This is a genomic window from Halomonas sp. 25-S5, assembly GCF_029889845.1.
In the GTDB taxonomy this organism is placed as follows: domain Bacteria; phylum Pseudomonadota; class Gammaproteobacteria; order Pseudomonadales; family Halomonadaceae; genus Halomonas.
This window is the reverse complement of the sequence record NZ_JARANV010000007.1, coordinates 24,381-48,627: the sequence shown is the minus strand read 5'-3', so window position 1 is coordinate 48,627 and position 24,247 is coordinate 24,381. Positions and strand designations below refer to the sequence as shown.

The 24,247-nt window shown below is 64.6% G+C and carries 23 protein-coding genes, 2 tRNA genes and 1 pseudogene; 8 read left to right on the top strand and 18 right to left on the bottom strand.

The window, feature by feature from the left end:
* Positions 1–7 precede the first annotated feature (7 nt).
* The gene (locus OP498_RS07095) at positions 8–592 is read left to right on the top strand and encodes a cupin domain-containing protein (protein ID WP_280549541.1); all 585 of its coding nucleotides are present in this window, start codon (positions 8–10) and stop codon (positions 590–592) included.
* A 6-nt stretch (positions 593–598) separates the two neighbouring features.
* On the opposite strand, the gene OP498_RS07090 is transcribed toward OP498_RS07095, so the two are convergent.
* The 14 genes from OP498_RS07090 to OP498_RS07025 all read right to left on the bottom strand — a co-directional run bounded on the left by OP498_RS07090 (position 599) and on the right by OP498_RS07025 (position 15,196).
* Positions 599–1,840 (bottom strand): uracil-xanthine permease family protein, encoded by a 1,242-nt coding sequence (locus tag OP498_RS07090; protein WP_280549499.1) that lies wholly within the window; start codon positions 1,838–1,840, stop codon positions 599–601.
* 82 nt (positions 1,841–1,922) lie between these two features.
* A complete protein-coding gene (locus tag OP498_RS07085; protein WP_280549501.1) occupies positions 1,923–3,539 on the bottom strand; it encodes an FAD-dependent oxidoreductase in 1,617 nt (538 codons plus the stop codon).
* 147 nt (positions 3,540–3,686) lie between these two features.
* Positions 3,687–5,429: an ABC transporter substrate-binding protein gene (locus OP498_RS07080; RefSeq protein WP_280549503.1), complete on the bottom strand. Its 1,743-nt coding sequence runs from the start codon at positions 5,427–5,429 to the stop codon at positions 3,687–3,689.
* A 57-nt stretch (positions 5,430–5,486) separates the two neighbouring features.
* On the bottom strand, positions 5,487–5,759 hold the full coding sequence (locus tag OP498_RS07075; protein WP_280549505.1) for a DUF2160 domain-containing protein: 273 nt from the start codon (positions 5,757–5,759) through the stop codon (positions 5,487–5,489).
* Between the two features lie 12 nt (positions 5,760–5,771).
* Complete coding sequence (locus tag OP498_RS07070; RefSeq protein WP_280553049.1) at positions 5,772–6,665, bottom strand: carbohydrate ABC transporter permease; 894 nt, start codon at positions 6,663–6,665, stop codon at positions 5,772–5,774.
* Between the two features lies 1 nt (position 6,666).
* Positions 6,667–7,548 (bottom strand): sugar ABC transporter permease, encoded by an 882-nt coding sequence (locus OP498_RS07065; protein WP_280549509.1) that lies wholly within the window; start codon positions 7,546–7,548, stop codon positions 6,667–6,669.
* Complete coding sequence (locus OP498_RS07060) at positions 7,541–8,641, bottom strand: ABC transporter ATP-binding protein (RefSeq protein WP_280549511.1); 1,101 nt, start codon at positions 8,639–8,641, stop codon at positions 7,541–7,543. The genes OP498_RS07065 and OP498_RS07060 overlap by 8 nt, the downstream gene beginning before the upstream one ends.
* Before the next feature lies 1 nt (position 8,642).
* Entirely contained in the window at positions 8,643–9,731 is a 1,089-nt protein-coding gene (locus OP498_RS07055) for an ABC transporter ATP-binding protein (RefSeq protein ID WP_280549512.1), read from the bottom strand.
* Positions 9,732–10,111: 380 nt separating this feature from the next.
* Complete coding sequence (upp, locus tag OP498_RS07050) at positions 10,112–10,741, bottom strand: uracil phosphoribosyltransferase (protein ID WP_280549513.1); 630 nt, start codon at positions 10,739–10,741, stop codon at positions 10,112–10,114.
* A gap of 366 nt (positions 10,742–11,107) precedes the next feature.
* Positions 11,108–11,791, bottom strand: coding sequence for a uracil-DNA glycosylase (ung, locus tag OP498_RS07045; RefSeq protein WP_280553048.1), 684 nt, complete (start codon positions 11,789–11,791; stop codon positions 11,108–11,110).
* A gap of 3 nt (positions 11,792–11,794) precedes the next feature.
* Positions 11,795–12,274: a xanthine phosphoribosyltransferase gene (gpt, locus tag OP498_RS07040; RefSeq protein ID WP_280549517.1), complete on the bottom strand. Its 480-nt coding sequence runs from the start codon at positions 12,272–12,274 to the stop codon at positions 11,795–11,797.
* 5 nt (positions 12,275–12,279) lie between these two features.
* Positions 12,280–12,825: an adenine phosphoribosyltransferase gene (locus OP498_RS07035; RefSeq protein WP_280549522.1), complete on the bottom strand. Its 546-nt coding sequence runs from the start codon at positions 12,823–12,825 to the stop codon at positions 12,280–12,282.
* 42 nt (positions 12,826–12,867) lie between these two features.
* Positions 12,868–14,172 (bottom strand): NCS2 family permease, encoded by a 1,305-nt coding sequence (locus tag OP498_RS07030; protein ID WP_280553047.1) that lies wholly within the window; start codon positions 14,170–14,172, stop codon positions 12,868–12,870.
* Positions 14,173–14,566: 394 nt separating this feature from the next.
* Positions 14,567–15,196 (bottom strand): riboflavin synthase subunit alpha, encoded by a 630-nt coding sequence (locus OP498_RS07025; protein WP_280549532.1) that lies wholly within the window; start codon positions 15,194–15,196, stop codon positions 14,567–14,569.
* Positions 15,197–15,523: 327 nt separating this feature from the next.
* On the opposite strand from OP498_RS07025, the gene OP498_RS07020 reads away from it, so the two are divergent.
* The 4 genes from OP498_RS07020 to OP498_RS07005 all read left to right on the top strand — a co-directional run bounded on the left by OP498_RS07020 (position 15,524) and on the right by OP498_RS07005 (position 18,670).
* Positions 15,524–16,582, top strand: a complete 1,059-nt coding sequence (locus OP498_RS07020; RefSeq protein WP_280548072.1) for a methionine ABC transporter ATP-binding protein — start codon at positions 15,524–15,526, stop codon at positions 16,580–16,582.
* Positions 16,563–17,216: a methionine ABC transporter permease gene (locus OP498_RS07015; protein WP_280548073.1), complete on the top strand. Its 654-nt coding sequence runs from the start codon at positions 16,563–16,565 to the stop codon at positions 17,214–17,216. The genes OP498_RS07020 and OP498_RS07015 overlap by 20 nt, the downstream gene beginning before the upstream one ends.
* Positions 17,217–17,315: 99 nt before the next feature.
* Complete coding sequence (locus tag OP498_RS07010) at positions 17,316–18,125, top strand: MetQ/NlpA family ABC transporter substrate-binding protein (RefSeq protein WP_280548074.1); 810 nt, start codon at positions 17,316–17,318, stop codon at positions 18,123–18,125.
* A gap of 86 nt (positions 18,126–18,211) precedes the next feature.
* Positions 18,212–18,670 (top strand): GAF domain-containing protein, encoded by a 459-nt coding sequence (locus OP498_RS07005; protein WP_280548075.1) that lies wholly within the window; start codon positions 18,212–18,214, stop codon positions 18,668–18,670.
* Between the two features lie 46 nt (positions 18,671–18,716).
* Here OP498_RS07005 and OP498_RS07000 read toward each other — a convergent pair.
* From OP498_RS07000 to glpK, 3 genes are all read right to left on the bottom strand, one after another.
* Positions 18,717–18,793: transfer RNA gene (locus OP498_RS07000), tRNA-Val, on the bottom strand.
* Positions 18,794–18,824: 31 nt separating this feature from the next.
* Positions 18,825–18,901 (bottom strand) — tRNA-Val (locus OP498_RS06995).
* Positions 18,902–19,119: 218 nt separating this feature from the next.
* Positions 19,120–20,604 carry a glycerol kinase GlpK gene (gene glpK, locus OP498_RS06990; protein WP_280553046.1) on the bottom strand — a complete coding sequence of 495 codons (1,485 nt, stop codon included), beginning with the start codon at positions 20,602–20,604 and terminating at the stop codon, positions 19,120–19,122.
* 388 nt (positions 20,605–20,992) lie between these two features.
* Here glpK and OP498_RS06985 point away from each other — a divergent pair, with 388 nt between their 5' ends.
* The gene (locus tag OP498_RS06985; protein ID WP_280548077.1) at positions 20,993–21,751 is read left to right on the top strand and encodes a DeoR/GlpR family transcriptional regulator; all 759 of its coding nucleotides are present in this window, start codon (positions 20,993–20,995) and stop codon (positions 21,749–21,751) included.
* 97 nt (positions 21,752–21,848) lie between these two features.
* Positions 21,849–23,426, top strand: coding sequence for a glycerol-3-phosphate dehydrogenase (gene glpD, locus OP498_RS06980; protein WP_280553045.1), 1,578 nt, complete (start codon positions 21,849–21,851; stop codon positions 23,424–23,426).
* A 32-nt stretch (positions 23,427–23,458) separates the two neighbouring features.
* On the opposite strand, the gene OP498_RS06975 is transcribed toward glpD, so the two are convergent.
* Positions 23,459–24,046 (bottom strand): histidine phosphatase family protein, encoded by a 588-nt coding sequence (locus tag OP498_RS06975; RefSeq protein ID WP_280553044.1) that lies wholly within the window; start codon positions 24,044–24,046, stop codon positions 23,459–23,461.
* 86 nt (positions 24,047–24,132) lie between these two features.
* Between OP498_RS06975 and OP498_RS06970 the strand changes: the two are divergent.
* Positions 24,133–24,243 (top strand): annotated as a pseudogene (locus tag OP498_RS06970) (phosphonate ABC transporter ATP-binding protein); the annotation flags it as partial.
* Positions 24,244–24,247 lie beyond the last annotated feature (4 nt).

Sequence of the window (24,247 nt, the reverse complement as noted above, 5' to 3'; positions counted from 1 at the left end):
CCGACCCATGGACGAGGCATTCGATGTCGGCGCCCGGCTCAAGCAGCTGCGGCTGTCGCGCGGATTTTCCCAGCGTGAACTGGCCAAGCGGGCCGGGGTCACCAACAGCACCATCTCGCTGGTCGAGCAGAACAACGTCAGCCCGTCGGTGAGTTCGCTGAAGAAGATACTCGACGCCCTGCCGGTGTCGATCAGCGCCTTCTTCGCCGGCGACGAACCGAGCCAGCCACAACCCTTCTACCGGAGGGGCGAGCTGACCGAGATCGGCGACGGCAAGCTCTCCTGGCGACTGGTGGCCGCCCGGCGGCCCGACCGGCGCATGTCGATCATCCACGAGCGCTACCCACCCGGGGCCGACAGCGGCGAGGAGATGCTGGAGCATGACGGCGAGGAAGGCGGCGTGGTGATCGCGGGGCAGATCGAGATCACCGTGAATGGCGGGGTGGGGGTGCTGAGCGCGGGCGACGCCTACTATTTCGACTCCCGCCTGCCCCACCGCTTCCGCAACCCCGGCAACGAGGAGTGCGTGATCGTCAGCGCCAGCACCCCGCCGACCTTCTCCGACGCGGGCCAGGAACTGCATCACGCCTGAGCGCTATCACTCCTCGTCGGCGCGGGGCAGCACCCAGTTGAGGACGATGCCGACCAGGGCGGCGAGGCTGACCCCCTGCAGGGTGAACTGGCCGTTGCCGAACTGCATGCCGCCGATGCCGAAGACCAGCACCAGGGAGACCACCACCAGGTTGCGCGGCGCGGTGAGCGGCTTGCCGGCGCGCACCAGGGTGTTCATGCCGACCACGGCGATGGAGCCGAAGAGCAGGGTCATGATGCCGCCCATCACCGGCCCCGGGATGGTCTGCAGCAGCGCGCCGAGCTTGCCGACGAAAGCCAGGACGATGGCGATGCAGGCGGCGACCACCATGATCCGGGGGTCGAAGGCTCGGGTCAGGGTCACGGCCCCGGTGACCTCGGAGTAGGTGGTGTTGGGCGGTCCGCCGAAGATCGCCGCGGCGGTGGTGGCCAGGCCATCGCCCAGCAGGGTGCGATGCAGGCCGGGCTTCTCCAGGTAGTTCCTGCGGGTCACCGAGCCGATGGCGACCATGTCACCGATATGCTCCACCGCCGGGGCGATGGCGACCGGGATCATGAACAGGATCGCCGCCCAGTGGAAGCTCGGCGCGGTGAACGACGGCAGCGACAGCCAGGCCGATTCCTGCACCGGGGTGAAGTCCACCACGCCCATCACCAGCGCCAGCGCATAGCCCGTGACGATACCGCCCATGATCGGGATCAGGCGGATCAGGCCGCGGCCGAACACCGCCAGCACCAGGGTGACCAAGAGGCTTGCCATGGAGAGGAAGATCGCCGCGCCGTAGCCGATGTTCTCACTGGTCTCGCCGGTGGCCATGTCCACCGCCACCGGGGCCAGGGCCAGGCCGATCACCATGATCACCGGCCCCACCACCACTGGTGGCAGCAGGCGATGCAGCCAGACGGTGCCCTTGAGGCGCACGAACTGGGAGATCACCACATAGACCAGGCCGGCGACCATCAGCCCCCCCAGGGTGGCGGGAATGCCGTAGTTCGCCACCGAGCCCTGGATGGGCGCGATAAAGGCAAAGGACGAAGCCAGGAAGACCGGCACGCTGACCCGGGTCACCCCATGGAAGATCAGGGTGCCGATCCCCGCCGTGAACAGCGCCACATTGGGGTCCAGGCCGGTGAGCAGCGGCACCAGCACCAGGGCGCCAAAGGCCACGAAGAGCATCTGCGCCCCGGTCAGCAGGGTGCGTAACGGGGAGTCGGTGGGCATGGCGGCCGCCGCCGAGTTGTCGGTCATGGTCCAGGGCTCCGGAAGGGTCGAGGGGGAAGGAATCGCGCGGCATTCTATCAGCCTGGCTGCGCCAATAGCTTCTCGTCCCTCAACGCTCGGGTATCGCCGTCTCCAGATACTCCTGCAGGCGTGCCTCGGCCTGGTCGTCGAAGAGGATATCGCAGGCTTCGCGCAGTCCCGGCGAGTGGCGGATGCTCTCCTCGGGCACCACCAGCGAGACCTTGGCGCGTCGCCTCAGGAAGTCCTCGAGCTTGGTCACCATCTCGCGGCGCCTGGCCAGTTTCAGCTCGCAGCGCAGGTATTCGGTGCCTTCGATGAGCACCTCGCCCTGGCGCGGATCCTGGCGGATGTCCTCGAGCATCTCCAGTGCCTGGGCGCCATAGCGGCGCCACAACCGAGAGCTGAGCGGCTCGGAGGCCTCGGCGCCGGTCATGGCATCCAGCTCCATCAGCCGTGCCTGATGCATGAAAGCCGCGCGAACCGAGGCATCGGGCTCGCCGTACCAACGATAGTCCGGGAACGGGATCTCGATACCGAACCGGCGCACCTCCTCCACCACCTCCTCGCCGACATTGAGACAATCGGTGAGCTTGCCGCCGAAGATGCTCAGGTGGCGCTTCTCGCTGTCGATGTCGATGGCATGCTTGCGCGACAGGTTGAGAAAATCCCGGTCGCCGCCGCCGCTGGGCTTGACGGCCAGGGGGCGCACGCCGCAACGGGTGGCGATGATGTCCTCCTTGCCCAGTGGCGTCTCGAGCTCGAGTCGGGTGTTGATGTTATCGAGCACGAAGCGGATATCCTCCTCCGTCGCGCCGACCTCGGGCTTCTCGACCCGCGTATCGGTGGTGCCGATACAGGTGCGCGGCCCCATGGGGATGACGAAGAACAGCCGACCATCGTCGGCGAAGAAGGCGAGCACACGTTTGCTGTCGGTCAGCCGCGGCACGATCAGGTGGATGCCCTTGGAGAAGACATGATGGTGGTCGGTGTGCTGTCCCGAGAGGCTGTTGTGCTGGTCGACCCAGGGGCCGGCCGCGTTGATCAGCACCCGGGAGCGAATCTCGAAGGTACGGTCATCGGTGCGGTCGCGGACCGTGGTGATCCAGAGATCGCCTTCACGGCGCGCCCCCAGTGACTCGACGTAGTTGGCGGCCACGGTGCCGAAATCCAGCGCACCGCGCACGAAATTGAAGACGAAACGCGCATCGTTGTCATGCAGGTAGGCATCGGAATACTCGAAGCCCCCCTGGGCATTGCGGGTATCGATGATCGGTTCACGCGCCTTGATCCCCGCAGGACGCAGGAAGTTGGGCCTGCGCGTGAAGGCACTACCCATCAGCCAATAAAGCCAGGTACCGGCCCAAGGATAGAGAGGATGATGGCGAAAGCCCTTGTTGATGGTGGTCAGGAAGCGGATCTCCTGGACCGTGGAGGGGTAGCTCCTGATCAGGTGGTTGCGACTCTTGCACAGCTTGCGCACCAGCTTGAAGTCGCCGCTCTCCATGTACTTGATGCCACCCCACACCAGGTTGGAGGAGTGCATGCTGGTGCTGCCGGCAAAATCACCGCGATCGATCAGCGCGACCCTGGCCCCCTTTCCGCTCAGCGCCGCCGCCGCCGCGGCGCCGTTGATACCGCCACCGATGACCAGCGCATCGAAGGTCTGGCCGGGGAGCTTGCGGATGTTGTTCTCTCTGAGTTGCATGTCTGGCCCTTTTTCAAAGCAACGGGCCCCGCTCGGACTGCACCGAGCTGGGCCCTGGGTCCCGTTCAGGCAACCGGTTACACGATCTTGAACTGCCCCGAGAGCGCCCGGGGCAAGGGTGAGCGGGTCAAGCGACCCGCCCGCCCATCATTCGCGGGAACCGGCGGCCATCCACGCCTCCATCATCTCGTCGTAGGGAACGGTGGTGCCCTGCGGCATCTCGTCATCCAGCTGCGCCTTGGGCGAACCCGGCTGGTCGAGCCAGTACTGGGGGTCGCGCTCGTCGTTGAGGTTGGGGGCATAGGTCGTGAAGACCTTGGCCCGCGCCAGGCGCGCCATGATGCTGTCGAGATCCCCGGCGAGGTTGTCGAGCGCTTCCTTGGGCGAGATATCGCCGCTGACGGCCGGCGCCAGGTTCTGCCACCACAGCGGTGCCATGCGCGGGTAATCCGGCACGTTGGTGGAAGATGGCGTCCAGTTGGACTCGTTGGGGCTGCGATAGAACTCCACCAGCCCGCCGAGCTTGGGTGCCATCTCGGTCATCTGCTCGGAGAACACGTCCGACTCGCGGATCGGCGTCAGACCCTCCATGAGCTTCTCCAGCGATACCGTCTTGGAGACGGTGAACTGGGCGAACAGCCAGGCAGCGGTGCGGCGATCTTCCGGGGTGGAGTCGAAGAAGGTCCAGGAGCCCACGTCCTGGTAGCCGACCTTCATGCCCTCTTCCCAGTAGGGACCGGTGGGCGACGGCGCCATGCGCCACTTGGGATTGCCCTCCTCGTCGGTGACCGGCAGAGCGGGGTCGGTCATGTCGGCGGTGAAGGCGGTGTACCAGAACATCTGCTGGGCGACATTGCCCTGGGCCGGCACCGGCCCGGCCTCACCGAAGGTCATGCCGCTGGCCTCGGGTGGGGCGTACTTCTCGAGCCAATCCACCATCTTGGTCACGGCGAACACCGAGGCCGGCGAGTTGGTGGCACCGCCGCGAGACACGCTCGCGCCGACCGGTTGACTCTGTTCGTTGACGCGGATGCCCCAGTCGTCCACCGGATTGCCGAACGGCACGCCGGGGCTGCCCATGCCTGCCATGGAGAGCCAGGAGTCATGGAAGCGCCAGCCCAGCGAGGGGTCGCGACGACCATAGTCCATGTGGCCATAGACCTTGGTGCCGTCGATCTCGCCGACGTGCTCGGTGAAGAACTCGGCAATGTCTTCGTAGGCGGTCCAGTTGGTCGGCACCCCCAGGTCGTAGCCATAGATGTCGCGGAACTGCTTCTGGAGGTCCTCGCGTTGGAACCAGTCGTAGCGGAACCAGTAGAGGTTGGCGAACTGCTGCGTAGGCAACTGGTAGATGCTGCCATCCGGGCCGGTGCCGTACTGCAGGCCGATGAAGTCATCGAGATCCAGGGTCGGCAGCGTATAGTCGGCCCACTCGTTCTCCATGGCATTGGAGATATTGACGGTCGTACCGTAGCGGATATGGGTCCCGATGGCATCGGAGTCGTTGACGTAGCCATCGTAGATGTTGCGACCCGACTGCATCTGGGTCTGCATGTTGTTGACCACATCACCCTCGCCGATGATGTTATGGGTCACCTCGATGCCGGTCAGTTCGCTGAACGCCTCGGCCAGCACATCCCGTTCGTAGATATGCGTGGTCAGGCCCTCGGCGACGGTATTGATCTCCATGTCGCGAAAGGGCTCGGCCGCCTTGGCGAACCACAGCAGCTCCTCGATCTGATCCTCGCGGGACAGCGTCGAGTTCTGGAAGTGTTCATCGACCAGGCGTTCGGCGATGGCGCGCGCGTCGTGGTTGTCGGCGTGCAGGGCAGGGCTTGCCAGCATGACACCGGCCGCCAGTAGAGAGAGTCGCATTGTTGTCGCTTTCATATTGACCTCTTGGGTTGTCGTCGTCCGTCCCTGGACATTCGGCTCCATGCGTTTCTGTCAGCCCCAGCGCATCAGGATCAGTAACCAGAGCACCGATGCCCCCAGAGCCAGCCAGATGTTGAGCGGGGTGAAGCCCACCACCACCAGGTGGATATAGGCCGCGCAAAGCAGCCCGATGAAGAGCCGATCACCGCGGGTGGTCGAAATCGGCAAGAAGCCCTTGCGCTCGACCGTCGGCGAGATGACCTCCCAGGCCGTCATGCTGGCCAGCATGGCCGCGATGACCACGAAGAAGACCGTAGTGGGGGTGGTCCAGACCATCCATTCCATGTCGCGTCCTCCTCAGGTGCGGCCCAGGGCAAAGCCCTTGGCGATGTGATTGCGAACGAAATAGACCACCACGATACCCGGCAGGATCGTCAGCGTACCGGCGGCGGCCAGCGTCCCCCAGTCGATCCCCGAGGCACCTTTGGTCTGAGTCATCACCGAGGCAATGGGCTGGGCGCCAGTGGAGGTCAGGGTGCTGGCCAGCAGCAACTCGACCCAGGAGAACATGAACAGGAAGAACAGGGTCACGCCGATACCGGAGCTGATCATGGGGATGAAGATCTTCACGAAGAACGTCGGGAAGCTGTAGCCATCGATGAAGGCCGTCTCGTCGATCTCCTTGGGTACCCCGCTCATGAAACCCTCGAGAATCCACACGGCCAGCGGAATGTTGAACAGGCAGTGGGCCAGCGCGACCGCGATATGGGTGTCGAACAGCCCAACGGTGTAATAGAGCTGGAAATAGGGCAGCAGGAAGACGGCCGGCGGCGCCATCAGGTTGGTCAACAGCCAGAAGAACAGGTGCTTGTCGCCGATGAACTTGTAGCGGCTGAAGGCATAGGCGGCCGGGAGTGCCACCGCGATGCTGATCAGCATGTTCATCAGCACATAGGTTATCGAGTTCACGTAGCCCATGTACCAGCTGGATTCGCTGAGGATCTTGGCGTAGTGCTCGATGGTGAAGCTCTCGGGCCACAGGGTCAGTCCGCCGAGGATCTCGGTGTTGGACTGGAAGGACATGTTGAGCAGCCAGTAGATCGGCAACAGCACGAACACGATATAGGCGGTCATGAGGCCCCGGCGGCGCCACTGACGGGAGGCCGGGCGCGCCTTGCGGCGACGCCGGTTGTCGGCAGCCGCGGCGCGCTGGCGCACGGCATCGGGGGTGGTGGGCAATGAATCACTCATGTCATGCCTCCTTGTTGTTGTCGTCTTTCTGCATGTTCATGATCGCGGTGTAGAACACCCAGGTGACCAGCAGGATGATCAGGAAATAGATCAGCGAGAAGGCCGCCGAGGGCCCCAGGTCTTGCTGGCCGATGGCCATGGTGGTCAGCGACTGGCTGAGAAACGTCGTGGAGCTGCCGGGGCCCCCGCCAGTGAGCACGAAGGGCTCGGCGTAGATCATGAAGGAGTGCATGAAGCGCAGCAGCACCCCGATCACCAGCACGTTGGTGAGCTTGGGCAGCTGGATGTAGCGGAACACGGCCCACTTAGAGGCGCGGTCGATACGCGCCGCCTGGTAATAGGCATCGGGAATCGAGCGCAGCCCGCTGTAGCAGAGCAACGCGATCAGCGGCGTCCAGTGCCAGACATCCATCAGGATGATGGTCGCCCAGGCGTCCACCGGGCTCGCGGTGATGTTGTAGCCATAGCCGAGCTCACGCAGGCTCCAGCCCATCAGGCCGATATCGCCCCGCGTGAAGATCTGCCAGATGCTGCCGACCACGTTCCAGGGAATCAGCAACGGCATGGTCACGAGTATCAGCACGGCCGAGGCCTGCCAGCCCTTCTTGGGCATGATCAGGGCGATGCCGATCCCCAGCGGCACCTCGATGGCCAGCACAGTCAGCGAGAAGGCAAACTGACGCAGCACGGCCGCCTGCAGGGCTGGATCGTTGAGCATCTCCTTGAACCACTCGGTGCCCGTGAAGAAGCGCGTATTGGCATCGAAGACGTCCTGGACCGAGTAGTTGACCACGGTCATCAGCGGGATGACGGCCGAAAAGGCCACCAGCAGCAGCATGGGCAGGATCAACCACCATGCGCGATTGTTATAGACTTTATTCATTTTCGATCTCCACGCGGTATTCGTCGACGTAAAGGCCGAGTCGCTCGTCGGGAAAGCGCAGCCATGCCTTGCCGGTGGGCGTCACCTGGTCCTCCTCGATACGCGCCTTGAGGGCCATGCTGCCCAGCGTCAGATAGACGATCGAGTAGGTCCCCAGGTCCTGGGCGTGATCCACCCGGGCCTCCATGCCCCCCTCGACCGGCTCGGCATGCACCTCGATGAATTCGGGACGGATGCCGAGCTTGATGTTGGTGGTGCGGGCACGGGCCACGGCGTCATGGACGCCCTGCCCGACCGCCAGCTCGGTGTCACCGGCCATCACGCGCCCGTTACGGACCATGACATCCAGAAAATTCATGCCCGGGCTGCCGATGAAGTAACCCACGAAGGTGTGGTTGGGCCTCTCGAAGAGCTCCCTGGGCGTGCCGAACTGCACCACCTGACCCTCGTACATCACGGCGATCTTGTCGGCGAAGGTGGAGGCCTCGAGCTGGTCGTGGGTCACGTAGACCATGGTGATCTCGAAGCGCTGGTGGATCTCCTTGAGCTTGCGGCGCAGCTTCCACTTGAGCTGAGGATCGATGACGGTGAGCGGCTCATCGAAGAGGATCGCCGAGACGTCCTCGCGCACCAGCCCCCTGCCCATGGAGACCTTCTGCTTCTCGTCGGCGGTGAGGTTCTTGGCCTTGCGCTTGAGCTGGGCGGTGAGCTCCAGCACCTCGGCGACTTCCATGACGCGCTCATGGACCCGCGCCTCGGGGGTCTTCACATTGCGCAGCGGAAAGGCCAGGTTGTCGTAGACCGTCATGGTGTCGTAGATGACGGGGAACTGGAAAACCTGGGCGATATTGCGCGATTCGGGTGGCAGGGCATTGACCACCTCGCCGTCGAAGAGCACCTCACCGCTGGAGGGTTCCAGCAGGCCAGAGATGATGTTGAGCAGGGTCGACTTGCCGCAACCCGAGGGCCCGAGCAGCGCATAAGCGCCACCCTGGTGCCAGACGTGATTCATCTCGCGGATGGCATAGTCCTCGGGGGAGCGAGGGTCGGGCAGGTAGGTATGGGCGAGGGATTTCAGGGTGATCTCTGCCATGTCAGATGCCCCCCAGGTGCGTCGGTATATGCACCACCGCGCCCTGGCGGTCGAAGGCATACACCTTGTGGGTCGGGAAATAGAGCGTCACGGGCGCATCGACACGGAACTCGTGGACCCCCTCGAGGTGTACCGTCATGTGGAAGAGGTCGTTGTGCACGTGAAGGAAGGTCTCGGAGCCACTGATCTCCGCCAGGTCGACGGTCATCTTCACCTCGATGTCATCCTTGGCCCGGGGCGCGAGCGAGATGTGCGAGGCGCGCACGCCGAAGCGGTACTCACCCGGCGCCAGGCTGCGCAGGTCGTCGTTGATGGGAAAATGCAGTGTCTTGTCGAAGGTCACCTCGGCGCCGGAGATGATCCCCTCGACGATGTTGATCGGGGGCTCGGAAAACATCTCCGCGGTCAGGATGTCATGCGGACGGTGGTAGACGTCTTCCGTTCGGCCATACTGCAGCAGGCGCCCTTCGTGGAGCACGGCGGTGTTGCCGCCCAACGCCAGGGCCTCGGCGGGTTCGGTAGTGGCATAGACGGCGATGCAGTTGCGTTCGCTGAACACCGACCGCAGCTCGTCGCGGAATTCCTCGCGGAGCTTGTAGTCCAGGTTGACCAGCGGCTCGTCGAAGAGCACGACATCGGCATCCTTGACCAACGCACGCCCCATGGCGGTACGCTGCTGCTGACCGCCGGAAAGCTCGAGGGGCAGGCGATCGAGCAGATGCTCGATATGCAACATTTCGGCGACCGCCCGCACCCGCCGGTCGACCTCGGCGCGCGCGACCTTGGCCAGCTTGAGGGGCGAGGCGATGTTGTCGTAGACGGAGAGCGCCGGATAGTTGATGAACTGCTGGTAGACCATGGAGACGTTGCGCTTGCGCACCGAGCGGCCGGTCACGTCTTCCCCATCCATCAGGATTCGGCCGCGAGTCGGGGTATCGAGCCCCGCCATCAGGCGCATCAGGGTGGTCTTGCCGGCCAGGGTCCGCCCCAGCAGGACATTGAAGGAGCCCGGCTGTAGCTCCAGGTTCACGCCCGCGATGTGAGTAGCGCCACCGACCACATGATCGATGCTATCTAGGATCAAGGACATACAGATCTCGACGGTTCGTTGTTATGTGATGGGTTCGGAGACTGCTGAACACAACGTAGTCGATATTCGCTTTCAAACACAAATGTCGTCAACCGAAAACATCCAGGGCTGGCACGACAATCGCCCCAAGAGGCGCCCAACATCTTGTTATCACTTTATTTTCTTCAATCCTTGAACTTTTGTCTAACAAGCCATGACGAGAGATGGCGAAACGCCGACGCGGGAGAGTATGTCGCCACATGATCGAAAACGAACATCATGCAACATCGCGTGGAGGAGACCCCGGGACGAGCAGGAGGTGAGGAAGGTAATGCCGAGATCACCTGCAGGGGCGGTCGCCCTGCAGGTCGAAAGGCGTCAGGAAGGAGCAGTGGCGCGGTTCAGCGGGTGCCGAAGATCTTGTCGCCCGCGTCGCCCAAACCCGGCACGATATAGCCGTTCTCGTCGAGATGGTCATCCAGCGCGGCGGTGTAGAGCTCGATGTCCGGGTAGGCATCCTGGACACGCTTGAGCCCCTCGGGAGCCGCCACCAGCACGATGACCTTCATGTGCTTGCAGCCGCGCTCGCGCAGCATGTCCAGGGTCGCGACCATGGTGCCGCCGGTGGCCAGCATGGGATCGATGACAATGGCCATGCGCTCGTCCAGGTCATTGGCGAACTTGGCAAAGTAAGGCACCGGCTCCAGCGTCTCCTCGTCGCGATAAAGGCCGACCACGCTGACCCGTGCGCTGGGGATCAGGTCGGTGACGCCGTCGAGCATGCCCAGCCCCGCGCGCAGGATCGGCACGATGGTGACCTTCTTGCCCTTGAGCAACTTCACCGGAATCCTGTTGCCGCTCCAGCCGTCGATCTCCTGGGTCTCCAGTTCCAGGTCGCTGGTCGCCTCGTAGGTGAGCAGCTTGGCCAGCTCCCCGGCCAGTTCGCGGAAGCTCTTGGTGCTGATGCCGGCTTCGCGCATCAGGCCGAGCTTGTGCTGGACCAGGGGATGCTGGATGGCGTGGACGCTCATGGGGGACCTCTTGGACGGCGGTGGGTACGTGGCGACTATCGTCGGATGGACAGCAACGACAAATTGTCAATCATTCTAACCGCATCCCGCGTTGAGGTTAAGGCTGTGCGAGCACCTCGCGATCCAGCAATAGGACACCGCAGCACCGCTCGGAGCTGATCCAGCGGCAGGCCTATGAGGAGGCGCTGTGAATACTTCCCTGTACGCTACCGACGCCCTGCTTCGCTCTCGCGTCGCGCTCCGCTTGCAGGACCGGTGCTGGCCATCCATGGCCAGCCCGTTCGGAAGAGTCTTCCTCACCCATGGCGTAGGACCTCCTCTCCGGCCTGCCCCTGGCGCCCCTCGCTCAGGTCAGTGAGGATCGCCCTAGGGCGTTGTGGGCAGCTGCCAGTCGATGGGCTCGCGTGCGTGCTCGACCAGGAAGGCATTGGCCCGGGAAAAGTGGTGGTTGCCAAAGAAGCCGCGGTGCGCCGAGAGCGGCGAGGGATGCGGGGATTCCAGCACCAGGTGGCGCGAGGTATCGACCAGCGCCTTCTTCTTGCGGGCCGGGCTGCCCCACAGCAGAAATACCGAGGGTTCGGCATGCTCGCTCACCGTGGCGATGGCACGGTCGGTGAAGGTCTCCCAGCCCTTACCGCGATGCGAGCCGGCATTGCCCTGCTCCACGGTCAGCGAGGTATTGAGCAGCAACACCCCCTGGCGTGCCCAATGCTCGAGGTTGCCGTGATCCACCGGCTGGAAGCCCACGTCAGCCTGCAGTTCTTTGTAGATGTTGACCAGCGACGGGGGAACGCGCACGCCGGGGCGCACCGAGAAGCAGAGCCCGTGGGCCTGGTTCGGTCCGTGATAGGGATCCTGACCGAGGATCACCACCTTGACCCGGTCCAGCGGCGTCAGCTCGAAGGCGCGGAACCAGTCTGCCGAGTGCGGATAGATCACCTTCCTGGCGGCTTTCTCGGCGGCCAGAAAGTCGCGCAGCGACTGCATGTAGGGCGCTTGGAACTGATCGCCCAGCCACTGCTGCCAGCTGTCGGGGAGCGGACAGGCCATGAGTCAGCGCTTCGCCTGGTCGACAAGCGGTTCGACGTAGGCCACGCCCATGTCCCAGGGAAACTGGATCCAGCAGTCCTGGGCCACCTCGGTGAGGTACTGGTCGACCAGCGGCTTACCCTCGGGCTTGGCATAGATGGTCACGAAGTGGGCCCTGGGGAGCATCTCGCTCACGGCCTTGGCGGTTCGTCCGGTATCGACCAGGTCGTCGACCAGCAGCCAGCCTTCGCCGTCGTGGTCGACGCCCTTCATCACCTCCAGGCCACCCTGATCCATGTGCTCGTAGCTCTTGATGCAGACGGTATCGATCAGACGCAAATCGAGCTCCCGGGCGATCAACGCCGCGGGAATCAAGCCCCCGCGGGTGATAGCGATGATGCCCTTGAAGTCGCGCTCGATCAGCCGGTGGCAGAGCTCGCGCACGTCGCGATGCAGCTGGTCCCAGGACACGGTGAAGTGCTGGTGGTAGCGATGGGTGCTCATGACGTTCACTCGTCCTCGGTGAAGGAACAGACCGAGAAGACCCCGTAGCCCGCTTCACGGATGCGCTGGGACCCGCCCAGGTCCGGCAGGTCGACGATGGTGGCGGTCTCGACGACCCGCCCGCCGCTGCGGGTGATCAACTTGGCCGCGGCCAGCATGGTACCGCCGGTGGCGATCAGGTCGTCGACGATCAGGATGCGATCCCCCTGCTGGAACGCATCGGAGTGTAGCTCCACCTCGGCCTCGCCGTACTCCAGGGTATAGGTCTCACTGATGGTACGGAACGGCAGCTTGCCCTTCTTGCGCACCGGCACGAAGCTGCAACCCAGCTCGTAGGCGAGCGGTGCACCGATGATGAAGCCCCGGGCATCGATGGCGGCGATGGCGTCGATATCCATCTCCTGATAGCGGTGCACGAAGCTATCGACCAGCTTGCGGAAGGCCGCACTGTTCTGCAGCAGCGGGGTGATGTCGCGAAAGTTGACGCCCGACTGCGGCCAGTCGGGGACGGTGCGGATCACGGACTTGATGTAGTCGCCGTAGATGCTCATCGGGAGGAGTCTCGGTGAGTGAATGCAATCGGTAGATACGGATCAGCCAAGGAACAGGAACTTGCCGGCAAACAGCAACGCTAGCATGATCACTGCGGGATTCAGGTCCTTGAAACGCCCGGAGAGCGTCTTGATCGCGGCGTAGCTGATAAAGCCCAGGGCGATGCCTTCGGCGACCGAGAAGGTCAACGGCATGGCCAGGGCGGCGATCAGCACCGGGGCAGCGTCGGTCGGGTCGTCCCAGTTGGCGTGGGCCAGGCTGCTGGTCATCAGCACCGCCACATAGAGCAGGGCCCCAGCGGTCGCGTAGACCGGGATGGAACCCGCCAGCGGTGCAAAGAACAGGCTGACGAAAAACAGCACGGCCACCACCACCGCGGTCAGGCCGGTACGTCCACCGGAGACAATGCCGGCCGTGGACTCGATGTAGCTGGTAGTGGTGGAGGTTCCCAGCAAGGCCCCGGCCATGGAGGCGGTGCTGTCAGCCATCATCGCACGACCGATGCGCGGCAGCTTACCATCCTTGTCCAGCAGCCCGCCCTTGTGAGCCACGCCGACCAGGGTGCCGGAGGTGTCGAACAGGTCAACGAACAGGAAGGCGAAGATCACGCTGAGCATCGCCACATCCAGGGCGCCGGCCAGGTCCAGCGCCATGAAGGTCGGCGCAATGGCGGGCGGCATTGACATGAAGCCGCCAAACTCGTTGTGGCCAAGGATCATCGACAGCACGGTCACGCCGAGGATGCCGATCATCACCGCCCCGGTAACCCTGAGATAGGCGAGCGCGGTGATCACGAAGAAGCCCAGCAGCGCATAGAGGGCAGCGGGCTCGGAAAGATCTCCCAGGGCCACGAACGTCGCCTCGTTGGCGACCACGATGCCAGCATTCTTCAGCGCGATCATCGCCAGGAAGAGCCCGATACCCGCGGCGATGCCCAAGCGCAGGGAGAGCGGGATCGAGTTGATGATCCACTCGCGGATCCTGAAGATACTGAGCAGGAAGAAGATGAAGCCGGAGAAGAAGACGGCACCCAGCGCCGCCTCCCAGGTGTACCCCATGCCCAATACCACGCCGTAGGTAAAGAAGGCGTTGAGACCCATGCCGGGCGCCTGAGCGATGGGGTAGTTGGCCCACAGGCCCATGATCAGGCAGCCCACCGCGGCGGCCAGGCAGGTGGCGACGAACACGGCGCCGTAGTCCATGCCGGCCTGGGAGAGGATGCTCGGGTTGACGAAGATGATGTAGGCCATGGTTAGGAAGGTAGTGATCCCGGCGATGACCTCGGTCTTCACATCGGTGTTGTGTTCGGCCAGCTTGAACTGGTTGTCGATCAGGCGTTTCAGCATGGTTGTCGTTCCTGCGCGCGTGGACATTGCGATGGTCCTTGGGTGCGAGAAAGCCCGCGAGAAAAGCCGCCTATGGTACCCAAAGCCTCGGTGTGTGGCGAGGCACCCGGGCTACACACCCTGGGCATTCGCCACAGTCGAAAGCGAGGGGCGCCGGAGACAAGCCGCAGGGGAGGTCCTACGCCAGGGATGGCGTCGGTAGCGTACAGGGAGGTATTCACAGCGCCTCCCCGTAGGCTTGTCGCCGGATCAGCCCCGAGCGTTCAAGGCTCCCTGCATATAGCCCCGGGTGCCCACAGGCAGCACGGTCCCACCTAGTTAAGCAACTTGCGGGCCATTCGCCACTCGGCCCACCAACGCAGACTTGACGGAACGGTCAGGTTTTTCGTTCGTGTCACACGCTACGCGCTGCCAGCACCCGCTCCACTGTCTCGACAATGGCCTGGGTCTGGGGGTCGATCTCGATATTCACGGCGTCACCCGGGACCCGGTCCACCAGGACCGTACGGGCCAGGGTCTCGGGGATCAGATCGACGCAGAACCGCGGGCCATGGTCCGCGGTGACCGACTGCACCTGCCCGATGGTCAGGCTGATGCCATCCACGCCGATATAGCCCTTGTCGAACAGGAAGCGTCCCAGCGCCTGGGGCACCTCGAACCAGAGCCGGCGATTGTTGGGGGCTTCGTCGAGTTCGACCAGCTCGGCCAGCGCCATCACATGGCCGGACATGGCATGGCCGCCGATCTCGTCGCCGAAACGTGCCGCCCGCTCGATATTGACACGGTCGCCCTCCGTCACCGCACCGAGATTGGTCACCCGCAGGGTCTCGCGCATGAGATCGAAGCTGACCCGCTCGCCATCGAGGGCAGTGACCGTGAGACAGACCCCGTTGTGAGCCACCGAGGCGCCCAGCACCAACCCCTCGCGCAGCGCTGCCGGCAGCGCCAGCACATGGGTGCGAAAGGCCTCCGCCTCATGGATGGCTACCACCTCGGCGGTGCCCTGTACGATGCCTGTGAACATGAACGCTCCTCGTGCTGGCCAGCCGCGACCGGGTCGGGAAAAGAGGGCCAGTCTAGGAAACCGCGAGGAAGACGTCCATGGCGGCCCATTCTCATTGACATACGTTCGTTCGAAACCTAGCATTGGCGGCTACATTTTGAAGGCGCCGATTTGACCCCGGATTGCGGGCGCCGTCGTCGCGGACTGCCTCCCGAGGCAGTCCGCGACGTGAAGTGCAGCTAAAAGGGTGTGTCCAGCGTTGATGGCCACCCACCAGGGTGGCCTTTTTTATGCCGGCCCACTGCCCCGCCCGCCCAACCCTCGACCGGCGCCCCACCGGCGGCTGCGATGATTCGACTCCACGACGTTTCCAAGACCTACTACTCCAAAGGCCGGCGCAGCACCGCCTCGGCCGTGACGGCCCTCAAGCATGCCGACCTCCACGTGCCCCAGGGCCAGATCCATGGCGTGATCGGCCTCTCCGGTGCCGGCAAGTCCACCCTGATCCGCTGCGTCAACCTGCTCGAGCGCCCCACGACCGGCACCGTCACCGTGGACGGCCAGGAGCTTACCGCCCTCTCCGGGCCGGCGCTCAACCAGGCTCGCCATCGCATGGGCATGATCTTCCAGCACTTCAACTTGCTGACCTCGCGCACCGTCTTCGCCAACGTGGCGCTGCCGCTGGAGTTGATGGGCATGAAGCGGGGCGAGATCCGCGAGCGGGTCACGCCACTGCTTGACCTGGTGGGCCTGGCCGACAAGGCGAACCAGTACCCGGCACAGCTCTCGGGCGGCCAGAAACAGCGCGTGGCCATCGCCCGGTCGCTGGCCAGCCGCCCCAAGGTGTTGCTCTGCGACGAGGCCACCTCGGCACTGGACCCCCATACCACCGGGTCGATCCTGGACCTGCTGCGTGACATCAACCACAAGCTCGGCTTGACCATCCTGCTGATCACCCACGAGATGGAGGTGGTCAAGTCGATCTGCCACCGGGTCAGTCTGATCTCCGACGGCGAACTGGTCGAGGAGGCCGACGTGGGCGACTTCTTCACCGCCCCGCGCACCCGTCTGGGACGCGATTTTCTCAATGACTTCCTGGAGCTCGACCCGCCGCGCGCCCTGATCGAGCGCCTCGAGGAGACTCCCGGGCCACAAAGCCACCCGGTGGTTCGCCTGGCCTTCTCGGGCGATGCCGTCTCGACCCCGCTGATCTCGCGACTGGCCCGGGAGTGCGGCGTGGACGTCAGCATCCTCCAGGCCAAGGTGGAATCGATCCAGGAGCGCACCCTGGGGCTGATGATCGCCGAACTGATGGGCCCGGCGGAGAAGACCCGCGAAGCCCTCGACTATCTCGAATCCCACGACCTGCAGGTGGAGGTGCTCGGCCATGTCCAGCGCGATGATTGACCTGATCCTCAAGGCCACCCTGGATACGCTCTACATGGTGGGCGTGTCGGGGGTGATCTCGGCCCTGGTGGGCATCCCCCTGGGCGTGCTCCTCTATGTCACCCGGCCGCGACAGATACTGGCCGAGCCGACGCTCAACCGGGTGCTGGGGGCGATTACCAACATCGGTCGCTCGATCCCCTTCATCATCCTGATGGTGGCGATCATCCCCTTTACGCGGATGCTGGTCGGCTCGTCGATCGGCACCAATGCCGCCGCCGTGCCCCTGACCATCGCCGCCATCCCCTTCGTGGCGCGCCTGGTGGAGGGCGCCCTCAACGAGATCCCCCCGGGCCTGGTCGAGGCCGCCCAGTCCATGGGTGCCACGCCGTGGCAGATCATCACCAAGGTGCTGGTCCCCGAGGCACGCGGCGGCATCTTCACGGCGCTCACGGTGACGGCGGTCACCCTGGTCAGCTACTCGGCCATGGCCGGCGCCGTGGGCGGCGGCGGCCTGGGTGACCTGGGCATCCGCTATGGCTACAACCGCTTCAACCCCACCATCATGCTGATCACCGTGGTGATCCTTGTGGTGATGGTCCAGGGCTTTCAGAGCCTGGGGGATTATCTGGTCCGCAAGAGCGACCACAAGTGAGGCTTTCGGCTTGATAACCAGAATGCATTATAATTTTACTGGTTATTCCACTATCATCAGCCTTGAGTCTGCGACATCTTCAACGAGGAGAACCACGACATGCGCAAGAGCCTGATCGGCACCCTGGCGGCTTCCGCCCTTATTCTGCCCACCCTGGCCCTCTCCGCCGGCACCGCCTTGGCCGAGGAGCATTCCCTCAAGGTCGGCACCGTGGCCGGCCCCGAGACCGACGTCATGCAGGTGGCCGCCGAGATTGCCGAGCGTGAGTACGGCCTCGAGGTCGAGATCATCGAGTTCACCGACTACGTGACACCCAACGCCGCCCTGGCCGACGGTAGCCTCGACGCCAATGCCTACCAGCACGAGCCCTACATGCGCTCCATGGTCGAGGACCGGGGCTACGACTTCGCCATCGCCGGCTACACCTTCGTCTACCCGATCGGCGCCTACTCCGAGAAATACGACAGCATCGAGGCGCTACCGGAGGGCGCCACCATCGCCCTGCCCAACGATCCCTCCAACGAGGGACGGTCCCTGATCCTGATGCACAACGAGGGGCTGATCACGCTCGAGGACCCGACGTTCCTGGAAGCCACCCCGCTGGACATCGCCGAGAACCCCCACGACTTCGACTTCCGCGAGATCGAGGCCGCCCAGCTGCCCCGGGTGCTGCCCGACGTGGACATGGCCTTCATCAACAATACCTTCGCCCAGCCAGCCGGCCTGAGCCTGGACGACGCTCTGATCAAGGAAGGCCCGGAGTCTCCCTACGTCAACCTGATCGTGGTGCGCGGCGGCGACGAGGACCGCGAGGCCATCCAGCAGCTGGTCGAGGCCTACCAGACCGAGGAGGTCGAGGCCAAGGCGGAAGAACTCTTCGGGCCGCAGGCGGTGCCCGGCTGGAAGTGAAATAATTTCCCTATCCAGCTATCTGAAGATTCATGAGTTCGGGGCCGGCCGCTGTGCCGGCCCCTTTCGTTAAAGGAGCCGCCGCCATGACCCCGGACTATCCCCTGCTGGCCCGCCAGCTCGAGGCCCTGCTCGACAGCCGCGACTGGCTGACCAACAGCGCCCAGACCTGTGCCTTCCTGATGCAGGAACTGCCCGACCTCAACTGGGTCGGCTTCTACCTGCACCGCCAGCCCGACCTGCTCTGCCTGGGCCCCTTCCAGGGCAAGCCGGCCTGCCACCCCATTCCCTTCTCGAAGGGCGTCTGTGGGGCCGCCGCCCGCACGCGCGAGACCCAGCGCGTGGCGGACGTGCATGCCGTCGCCGACCATATCGCCTGCGATGCGGACTCCCGGGCCGAACTGGTGGTGCCCATCGTGGTGAATGACCGACTGTGGGGCGTACTGGACCTGGACAGCCCGAGGCGGGACCGCTTCAGCGACACCGACCATGCGGGCATCGAGCGGCTGGTGGCGGTGTTCATCGCGAAAACCGACACCCAATAAAGAAAAATGCCCCCGCAGCCAAGGGCTGCGGGGGCATTTCGGTATCTGGTAGGACCAGGCGGATTTGAACCGCCGACCTCCACGATGTCAACGTGGCGCTCTAACCAACTGAGCTATGGTCCTGAAGCTGGCGTCACCGGGCGGGATCTGGATCTGGTAGGACCAGGCGGATTTGAACCGCCGACCTCCACGATGTCAACGTGGCGCTCTAACCAACTGAGCTATGGTCCTGCCTCACCGCTGCGGCATCACTTCGCCGTGGCAACGGATGCGCATTTTACGCATCCGCCCCGGAAATGCAAGCTCTGATGGCTGCTGCGAGAGCTCGGCGTAGCCCTTGGGGTCTGACCCCCAGGTCGTTTACTGCTCAGTAGTATCAGAGGGTTGGCGTAATATGCATCTTCGGGGTCAGACCCCAAGGGCGCGGCACCGTGCCTGAAGCCCAAGGGCTACTGGGTGCGAACCCGCTCGACGGCCTCCTTCCAGCCGCTGTAGAGCCGCTCGCGCTCCGTCTCGTCCATCTGCGGCGTAAAACGCCGCTCGCAGCGCCACAGCTCGGCGATCTCCTCGAGGTCGCGATACCAGCCAAGCCTGAGACCGGCCAGGTAGGCCGCCCCCAGGGCCGTCGTCTCCAGCACCGTAGGCCGATCCACCTGGACGCCCAGCATGTCGGCGAGAAACTGCATCACCCAGTTGTTCGCCACCATGCCACCGTCGACCCTCAAAATGCCCGGCGATGCCGACATGTCATCATCCATGCAGACCTGCAGATCGCGGGTCTGGTAGCAGACCGCCTGGAGGCCGGCGGCGACGATCTCGGCGATACCGGTGTCGCGGGTCAGACCGAAGATGGCACCGCGCGCCTTGGGGTCCCAGTGCGGTGCCCCGAGACCGGTAAAGGCCGGCACCAGATAGACACTGTGACCGCTGCGCGTCTGGCATGCCAGGGCTTCGGTCTCGGCGGCATCGGCAAACAGCTTCAGGCCATCGCGCAGCCACTGCACCGTGGCCCCGGCCACGAAGATGCTGCCCTCCATGGCGTAGGTCGGCTTGCCGTTCAGCCGATAGGCCACCGTGGTCAGCAGGCGATTACGGGAAGTCTCGGCGGTCTCCCCGGTGTTGACGATCATGAAGCAGCCGGTGCCGTAGGTGCTCTTGCCCATGCCGGGCGAGAAGCAGGCCTGCCCGACCAGTGCGGCCTGCTGGTCACCGGCCACCCCGGCGATGGGCAACTCGCTCCCCAGCCAGCGGGCATCGACGTGGCCGAAGTCATCGCTGGAATCCTTGACCTCGGGCAGCAGGCTTGCCGGGATGTCGAACAGGGCCAGCAACGCCTCGTCCCAGCGCTGCTCATGGATATTGAACAAGGCGGTGCGCGAGGCATTGGTGGCATCAGTGGCGTGGACCCGGCCGCCGGTCAACCGCCAGATCAGGAAGCTGTCCACGGTGCCGAAGGCCAGTTCTCCCCGCTCGGCCCGCGCCCGGGCTTCGGGCACCTCTTCGAGCAGCCAGGCCAGCTTGGTGGCCGAGAAGTAGGGGTCGATCAACAGCCCCGTCCGCGCCTGGACGCCCTCCAGGTGGCCCGCCTCGCGCAGCTGCCGGCACGCCTCGTCGGTGCGACGATCCTGCCAGACGATGGCGTTGTGCAATGGCTCCCCGGTGGCCCGATCCCACAGCACCGTGGTCTCGCGCTGGTTGGTGATGCCGACCCCGGCGATCTCCTCGGGCGCCACGCCCGTCTCCTCGAGCACTGCGCGGCAGGTGGTGAGCACGGTTTCCCAGATATCCTCCGGGTCATGCTCGATCCAGCCATCATGAGGAAAGTGCTGCGGGAACTCGCGCTGCGCCGAGGCGACGCTGCGCCCCTGGCGATCGAAGAGGATGGCGCGGGAACTGGTGGTGCCCTGGTCGATGGCCAGAAGGTATGAAGCCATGGCAAGCATCCTGTTGTGGTTGTAGTGGCGTGCGGATTTCGCTTTTAAACGCTAATGTTCGTTTATGATCATCCAGACTACTCCAGCCGATCGCCCCGCTCAAACATCCGCACGCCGGAGCCACTACGACTTTGGATGGAGAAGTAGGCACCGCAGAGCCATTGCAGTTAGCTCTTTGGGCTCGGAGCTGATCTGGGAACAAGCCTCCAGGAGGCGCTGTGAACCCCTCCCTGGGCGCTACCGACGCCATCCCTGGCGTAGGACCTCCTATACGGCTTGTTCCCAGCGCTCCTCTAGGTCCTGCAAGTTCAACAACCCTGAGATGCACGGCCCCATTCCTGCATCGGCCGAAACGATGTCGTAGAATCCGGGAAGCCAAGGAGATCCCATGAACCAGCAGCAACGCCAGGACGCCATCATCGAACTGGTGCGTCGCCAGGGCTATGCCAGCATCGAGCAGCTCACCGAGCACTTCACGGTCACCCCCCAGACCATCCGTCGCGACCTCAACACCCTCTCCGCCGAAGGACGCATCCGCCGGGTTCATGGTGGCGCGGGCCTGGAGTCGAGCACGGTGAACACCGCCTACTCGACCCGCAAGACCCTCAACCTCGAGGCCAAGCAGCGCATCGCCGCCCTGCTCGCTCGTCACATTCCCGACCACTCGTCGCTGTTCATCAACATCGGGACCAGCAACGAGGTGATCGCCGAGGCGCTGCTCGACCACCAGGGGCTGGAGGTGATCACCAACAACCTCAATGTGGCGGCGATCCTCCAGCACAAGGAGGACTTCAACGTGATCATCGCCGGCGGCCAGGTCCGCTCTCGCGATGGCGGCATCATCGGCGAGGCGACCATCGACTTCATCAACCAGTTCAAGGTCGACTACGGCATCATCGGCATCAGCGGCATCGACGAGGATGGCTCCCTGCTGGAGTTCGACTACCAGGAAGTACGGGTCGCCCAGGCCATCATCCGCAATTCCCGCAAGGTCTTCCTGGCCACCGACCACTCCAAGTTCCAGCGCAACCCGGTAGTCCGCCAGGGCAACCTGGCGCAGCTCGACGCCCTGTTCACCGACCGCGAGCCACCCGAGGCCATCCTGCGTCAGCTGACGCAGCACGATGTGGCGCTGCATATCGCCTGATGTCGCGCCACGCCGGCGCCTTGATGTTCGTTTTGTTTTCGTCTATTTTCGATATCAAACATCATCGAGGCCCGGGAGAGCCGGGCGGGGAGATTCCATGAGCGACGAGTCGAATGGGGTCCTCGACCTCTTCGTGATCGGCGGCGGCATCAATGGCACCGGCATTGCCAACGATGCAGCCGGGCGTGGCCTGTCGGTCGGCCTGTGCGAGCAGGGGGATCTCGCGGGCGCCACCTCCTCGGCCAGCAGCAAGCTGATCCACGGCGGCCTGCGCTACCTGGAACACCATGAATTCCGCCTGGTGCGCGAGGCACTGCGCGAGCGTGAGGTGCTGCTCGCCAAGGCCCCCCACATCATCTGGCCGCTGCGCTTCATCCTCCCCTACCGTGCCCACCTGCGTCCGGCCTGGATGCTGCGTGCCGGCCTGTTCCTCTATGACCATCTCGGCAAGCGCGAGAAGCTTCCCGGATCACGAAGTATCAGGCTCACCGCGAACCAGGGTCTGGCCCCCGGCATCACCCGTGGCTTCGAGTACTCGGACTGCTGGGTGGATGACGCCCGCCTGGTGGTGCTCAATGCTATCCAGGCCCGCGACAACGGGGCCGAGATCCGGGTCCGCACACGCTGTATCGGCGCCCGCGAGGTGGACGGCCAGTGGGAAGTGGAACTCGAAGAGGTCGATTCCGGCCAACGCCTGACCCGCCGCTGCCGGACACTGGTCAACGCCGCCGGCCCCTGGGTGGAGCAGGTGGTGCGCCGCCAGGCCAAGAGGCCATCGCGCTATGGCGTGCGCCTGATCCAGGGCAGCCATCTGGTCGTGCCTCGCCTGAACCACGACGAGCGAGCCTACATCCTCCAGAACACCGACCAGCGCATCGTCTTCGTGCTGCCCTACGAGGAAGACTTCAGCCTGATCGGCACCACCGACCGGCGCTACACGGGCGATCCGTCGCGCGTCGAGGCCAGCGAGGAGGAGATCGATTACCTGCTCTCGGTCGTCAACGCCCACTTCCGCACCCAACTCTCGCGGGACGCCGTGATCCGCACCTTCTCCGGCGTGCGCCCGCTGTGCGACGACGAATCGGCCGACCCCTCGGCGATGACGCGCGACTACACCCTCGACCTGGATACCCGTGGTGCACCCCTGCTGTCGGTCTTCGGCGGCAAGATCACCACCTACCGCAAGCTTGCCGAGGCCGCCCTGGCGGCGCTCGAACCCCACCTGCCGACGATGGCCAAGCCCTGGACCGCCGAGACACCGCTACCGGGCGGCGACATCGGTGACCCGGCCACCTTCGAGACGCAACTGCTGGAGGCCTATCCCTTCCTGGATGCCGCCCAGGCCCGGCGCTTTGCCCGCACCTATGGCTCGCTATGCCGGGAATTCCTGGATGGCAGAGACTCCCAGGCGGCCCTGGGCCAGGCGTTCGGCGCCGGACTGACCGCTGCCGAGGTGGTCTACCTGGTCGAGCAGGAATGGGCGCGATCCCTCGAGGACATCCTGTGGCGGCGCACCAAGTTGGCCCTGCGCCTCACCACCGCCGAGACGCGGCGCCTGGCGGTGTACCTGGACGAGCGGCTCGGCCATCCGGGGAGCCGACACGCTCATCCTGTGGAAGCGCCCGCCAGAGTGCGTCCCGACGCGGCTCGATCCCAACCGCGACGCACCGCCTGAGCTGACGGGTCAAGCGTCACTCTCACACATGATCACAGGACAGTGATGCTGGCCGGCGCGAGCGGCGCCCGCTCGCGGTGCCGGCTCAGCTCGCGGCCTTCCAGGGCCGTCAGCAGGATCTGCAACGGATCCCCGTGACTGACCAGCAGGATCGTTTCCCCCGCATGGCGCTGCTCCAGTTCATCGACCAGACCCGCCATGCGTGCAGCCACATCAACCACGGCCTCGACGCCGGCATGCCGGTGCGCCGGATCATCGGCATCCCGAGCCCAGACCTCAGCATAGCGGTCGTCTCCCTCACCCTCGAACGCCCCGAAGTGGCGCTCCCTCAGTCGTGGTTCGGTCTCGAGCCAAAGGCCGAAGTGCCGCGCGATGCGTTCGGCCGTCTCGGTGGTGCGACGAAAGTCCGAGTGCAGGACCCGTCCGGGCGTCGCCCAGCACCAGTCGGCCAGCAGCTCTTCGAGTTGTTCGCGGCCAATGGCCGAGAGACCGAAGCCAGCCAGACCACGTTCCGGCGAGCCGATGATCAGCCCCTGCTGGTTGGCCTGGCTGTGACCGTGGCGCATCAACAGGTAGCGGTTGTGTCGATGGCCTGACGCGGCGGGGAAAGTGTTTGACATGGTTTTGTCACGAACTCCGGATCAGGAAGGCGTGCTTCGACATCAATCGTCGCCGCCGGTGATGTCGATATCCGACAATGCACCACACCATGCGCCGCTGCATCGACCGCCTGGTGGCGCCCACCTCGGGCTCGATCAAGCTCAACGGCACCGCACTGGTGCCCCAGCGTCATGCCGAGCTGCGCCCGGCGCGGCGTGCGC

Coding starts and splice junctions, on each gene's coding strand:
- ung (WP_280553048.1), bottom strand. CDS start 11,791: ATGGCCTGTCCGCTCCCCGACAGCTGGCAGCAGTGGCTGGGCGATCAG.
- OP498_RS07015 (WP_280548073.1), top strand. CDS start 16,563: ATGTCCAGCGCGATGATTGACCTGATCCTCAAGGCCACCCTGGATACG.
- OP498_RS07020 (WP_280548072.1), top strand. CDS start 15,524: ATGATTCGACTCCACGACGTTTCCAAGACCTACTACTCCAAAGGCCGG.
- OP498_RS07060 (WP_280549511.1), bottom strand. CDS start 8,641: ATGGCAGAGATCACCCTGAAATCCCTCGCCCATACCTACCTGCCCGAC.
- gpt (WP_280549517.1), bottom strand. CDS start 12,274: ATGAGCACCCATCGCTACCACCAGCACTTCACCGTGTCCTGGGACCAG.
- OP498_RS07080 (WP_280549503.1), bottom strand. CDS start 5,429: ATGAAAGCGACAACAATGCGACTCTCTCTACTGGCGGCCGGTGTCATG.
- OP498_RS07085 (WP_280549501.1), bottom strand. CDS start 3,539: ATGCAACTCAGAGAGAACAACATCCGCAAGCTCCCCGGCCAGACCTTC.
- OP498_RS07065 (WP_280549509.1), bottom strand. CDS start 7,548: ATGAATAAAGTCTATAACAATCGCGCATGGTGGTTGATCCTGCCCATG.
- OP498_RS07035 (WP_280549522.1), bottom strand. CDS start 12,825: ATGAGCATCTACGGCGACTACATCAAGTCCGTGATCCGCACCGTCCCC.
- OP498_RS07090 (WP_280549499.1), bottom strand. CDS start 1,840: ATGACCGACAACTCGGCGGCGGCCGCCATGCCCACCGACTCCCCGTTA.
- OP498_RS07030 (WP_280553047.1), bottom strand. CDS start 14,172: ATGCTGAAACGCCTGATCGACAACCAGTTCAAGCTGGCCGAACACAAC.
- upp (WP_280549513.1), bottom strand. CDS start 10,741: ATGAGCGTCCACGCCATCCAGCATCCCCTGGTCCAGCACAAGCTCGGC.
- OP498_RS07075 (WP_280549505.1), bottom strand. CDS start 5,759: ATGGAATGGATGGTCTGGACCACCCCCACTACGGTCTTCTTCGTGGTC.
- glpK (WP_280553046.1), bottom strand. CDS start 20,604: ATGGCTTCATACCTTCTGGCCATCGACCAGGGCACCACCAGTTCCCGC.
- OP498_RS06975 (WP_280553044.1), bottom strand. CDS start 24,046: ATGTCAAACACTTTCCCCGCCGCGTCAGGCCATCGACACAACCGCTAC.
- glpD (WP_280553045.1), top strand. CDS start 21,849: ATGAGCGACGAGTCGAATGGGGTCCTCGACCTCTTCGTGATCGGCGGC.
- OP498_RS07095 (WP_280549541.1), top strand. CDS start 8: ATGGACGAGGCATTCGATGTCGGCGCCCGGCTCAAGCAGCTGCGGCTG.
- OP498_RS06985 (WP_280548077.1), top strand. CDS start 20,993: ATGAACCAGCAGCAACGCCAGGACGCCATCATCGAACTGGTGCGTCGC.
- OP498_RS07055 (WP_280549512.1), bottom strand. CDS start 9,731: ATGTCCTTGATCCTAGATAGCATCGATCATGTGGTCGGTGGCGCTACT.
- OP498_RS07005 (WP_280548075.1), top strand. CDS start 18,212: ATGACCCCGGACTATCCCCTGCTGGCCCGCCAGCTCGAGGCCCTGCTC.
- OP498_RS07025 (WP_280549532.1), bottom strand. CDS start 15,196: ATGTTCACAGGCATCGTACAGGGCACCGCCGAGGTGGTAGCCATCCAT.
- OP498_RS07070 (WP_280553049.1), bottom strand. CDS start 6,665: ATGAGTGATTCATTGCCCACCACCCCCGATGCCGTGCGCCAGCGCGCC.
- OP498_RS07010 (WP_280548074.1), top strand. CDS start 17,316: ATGCGCAAGAGCCTGATCGGCACCCTGGCGGCTTCCGCCCTTATTCTG.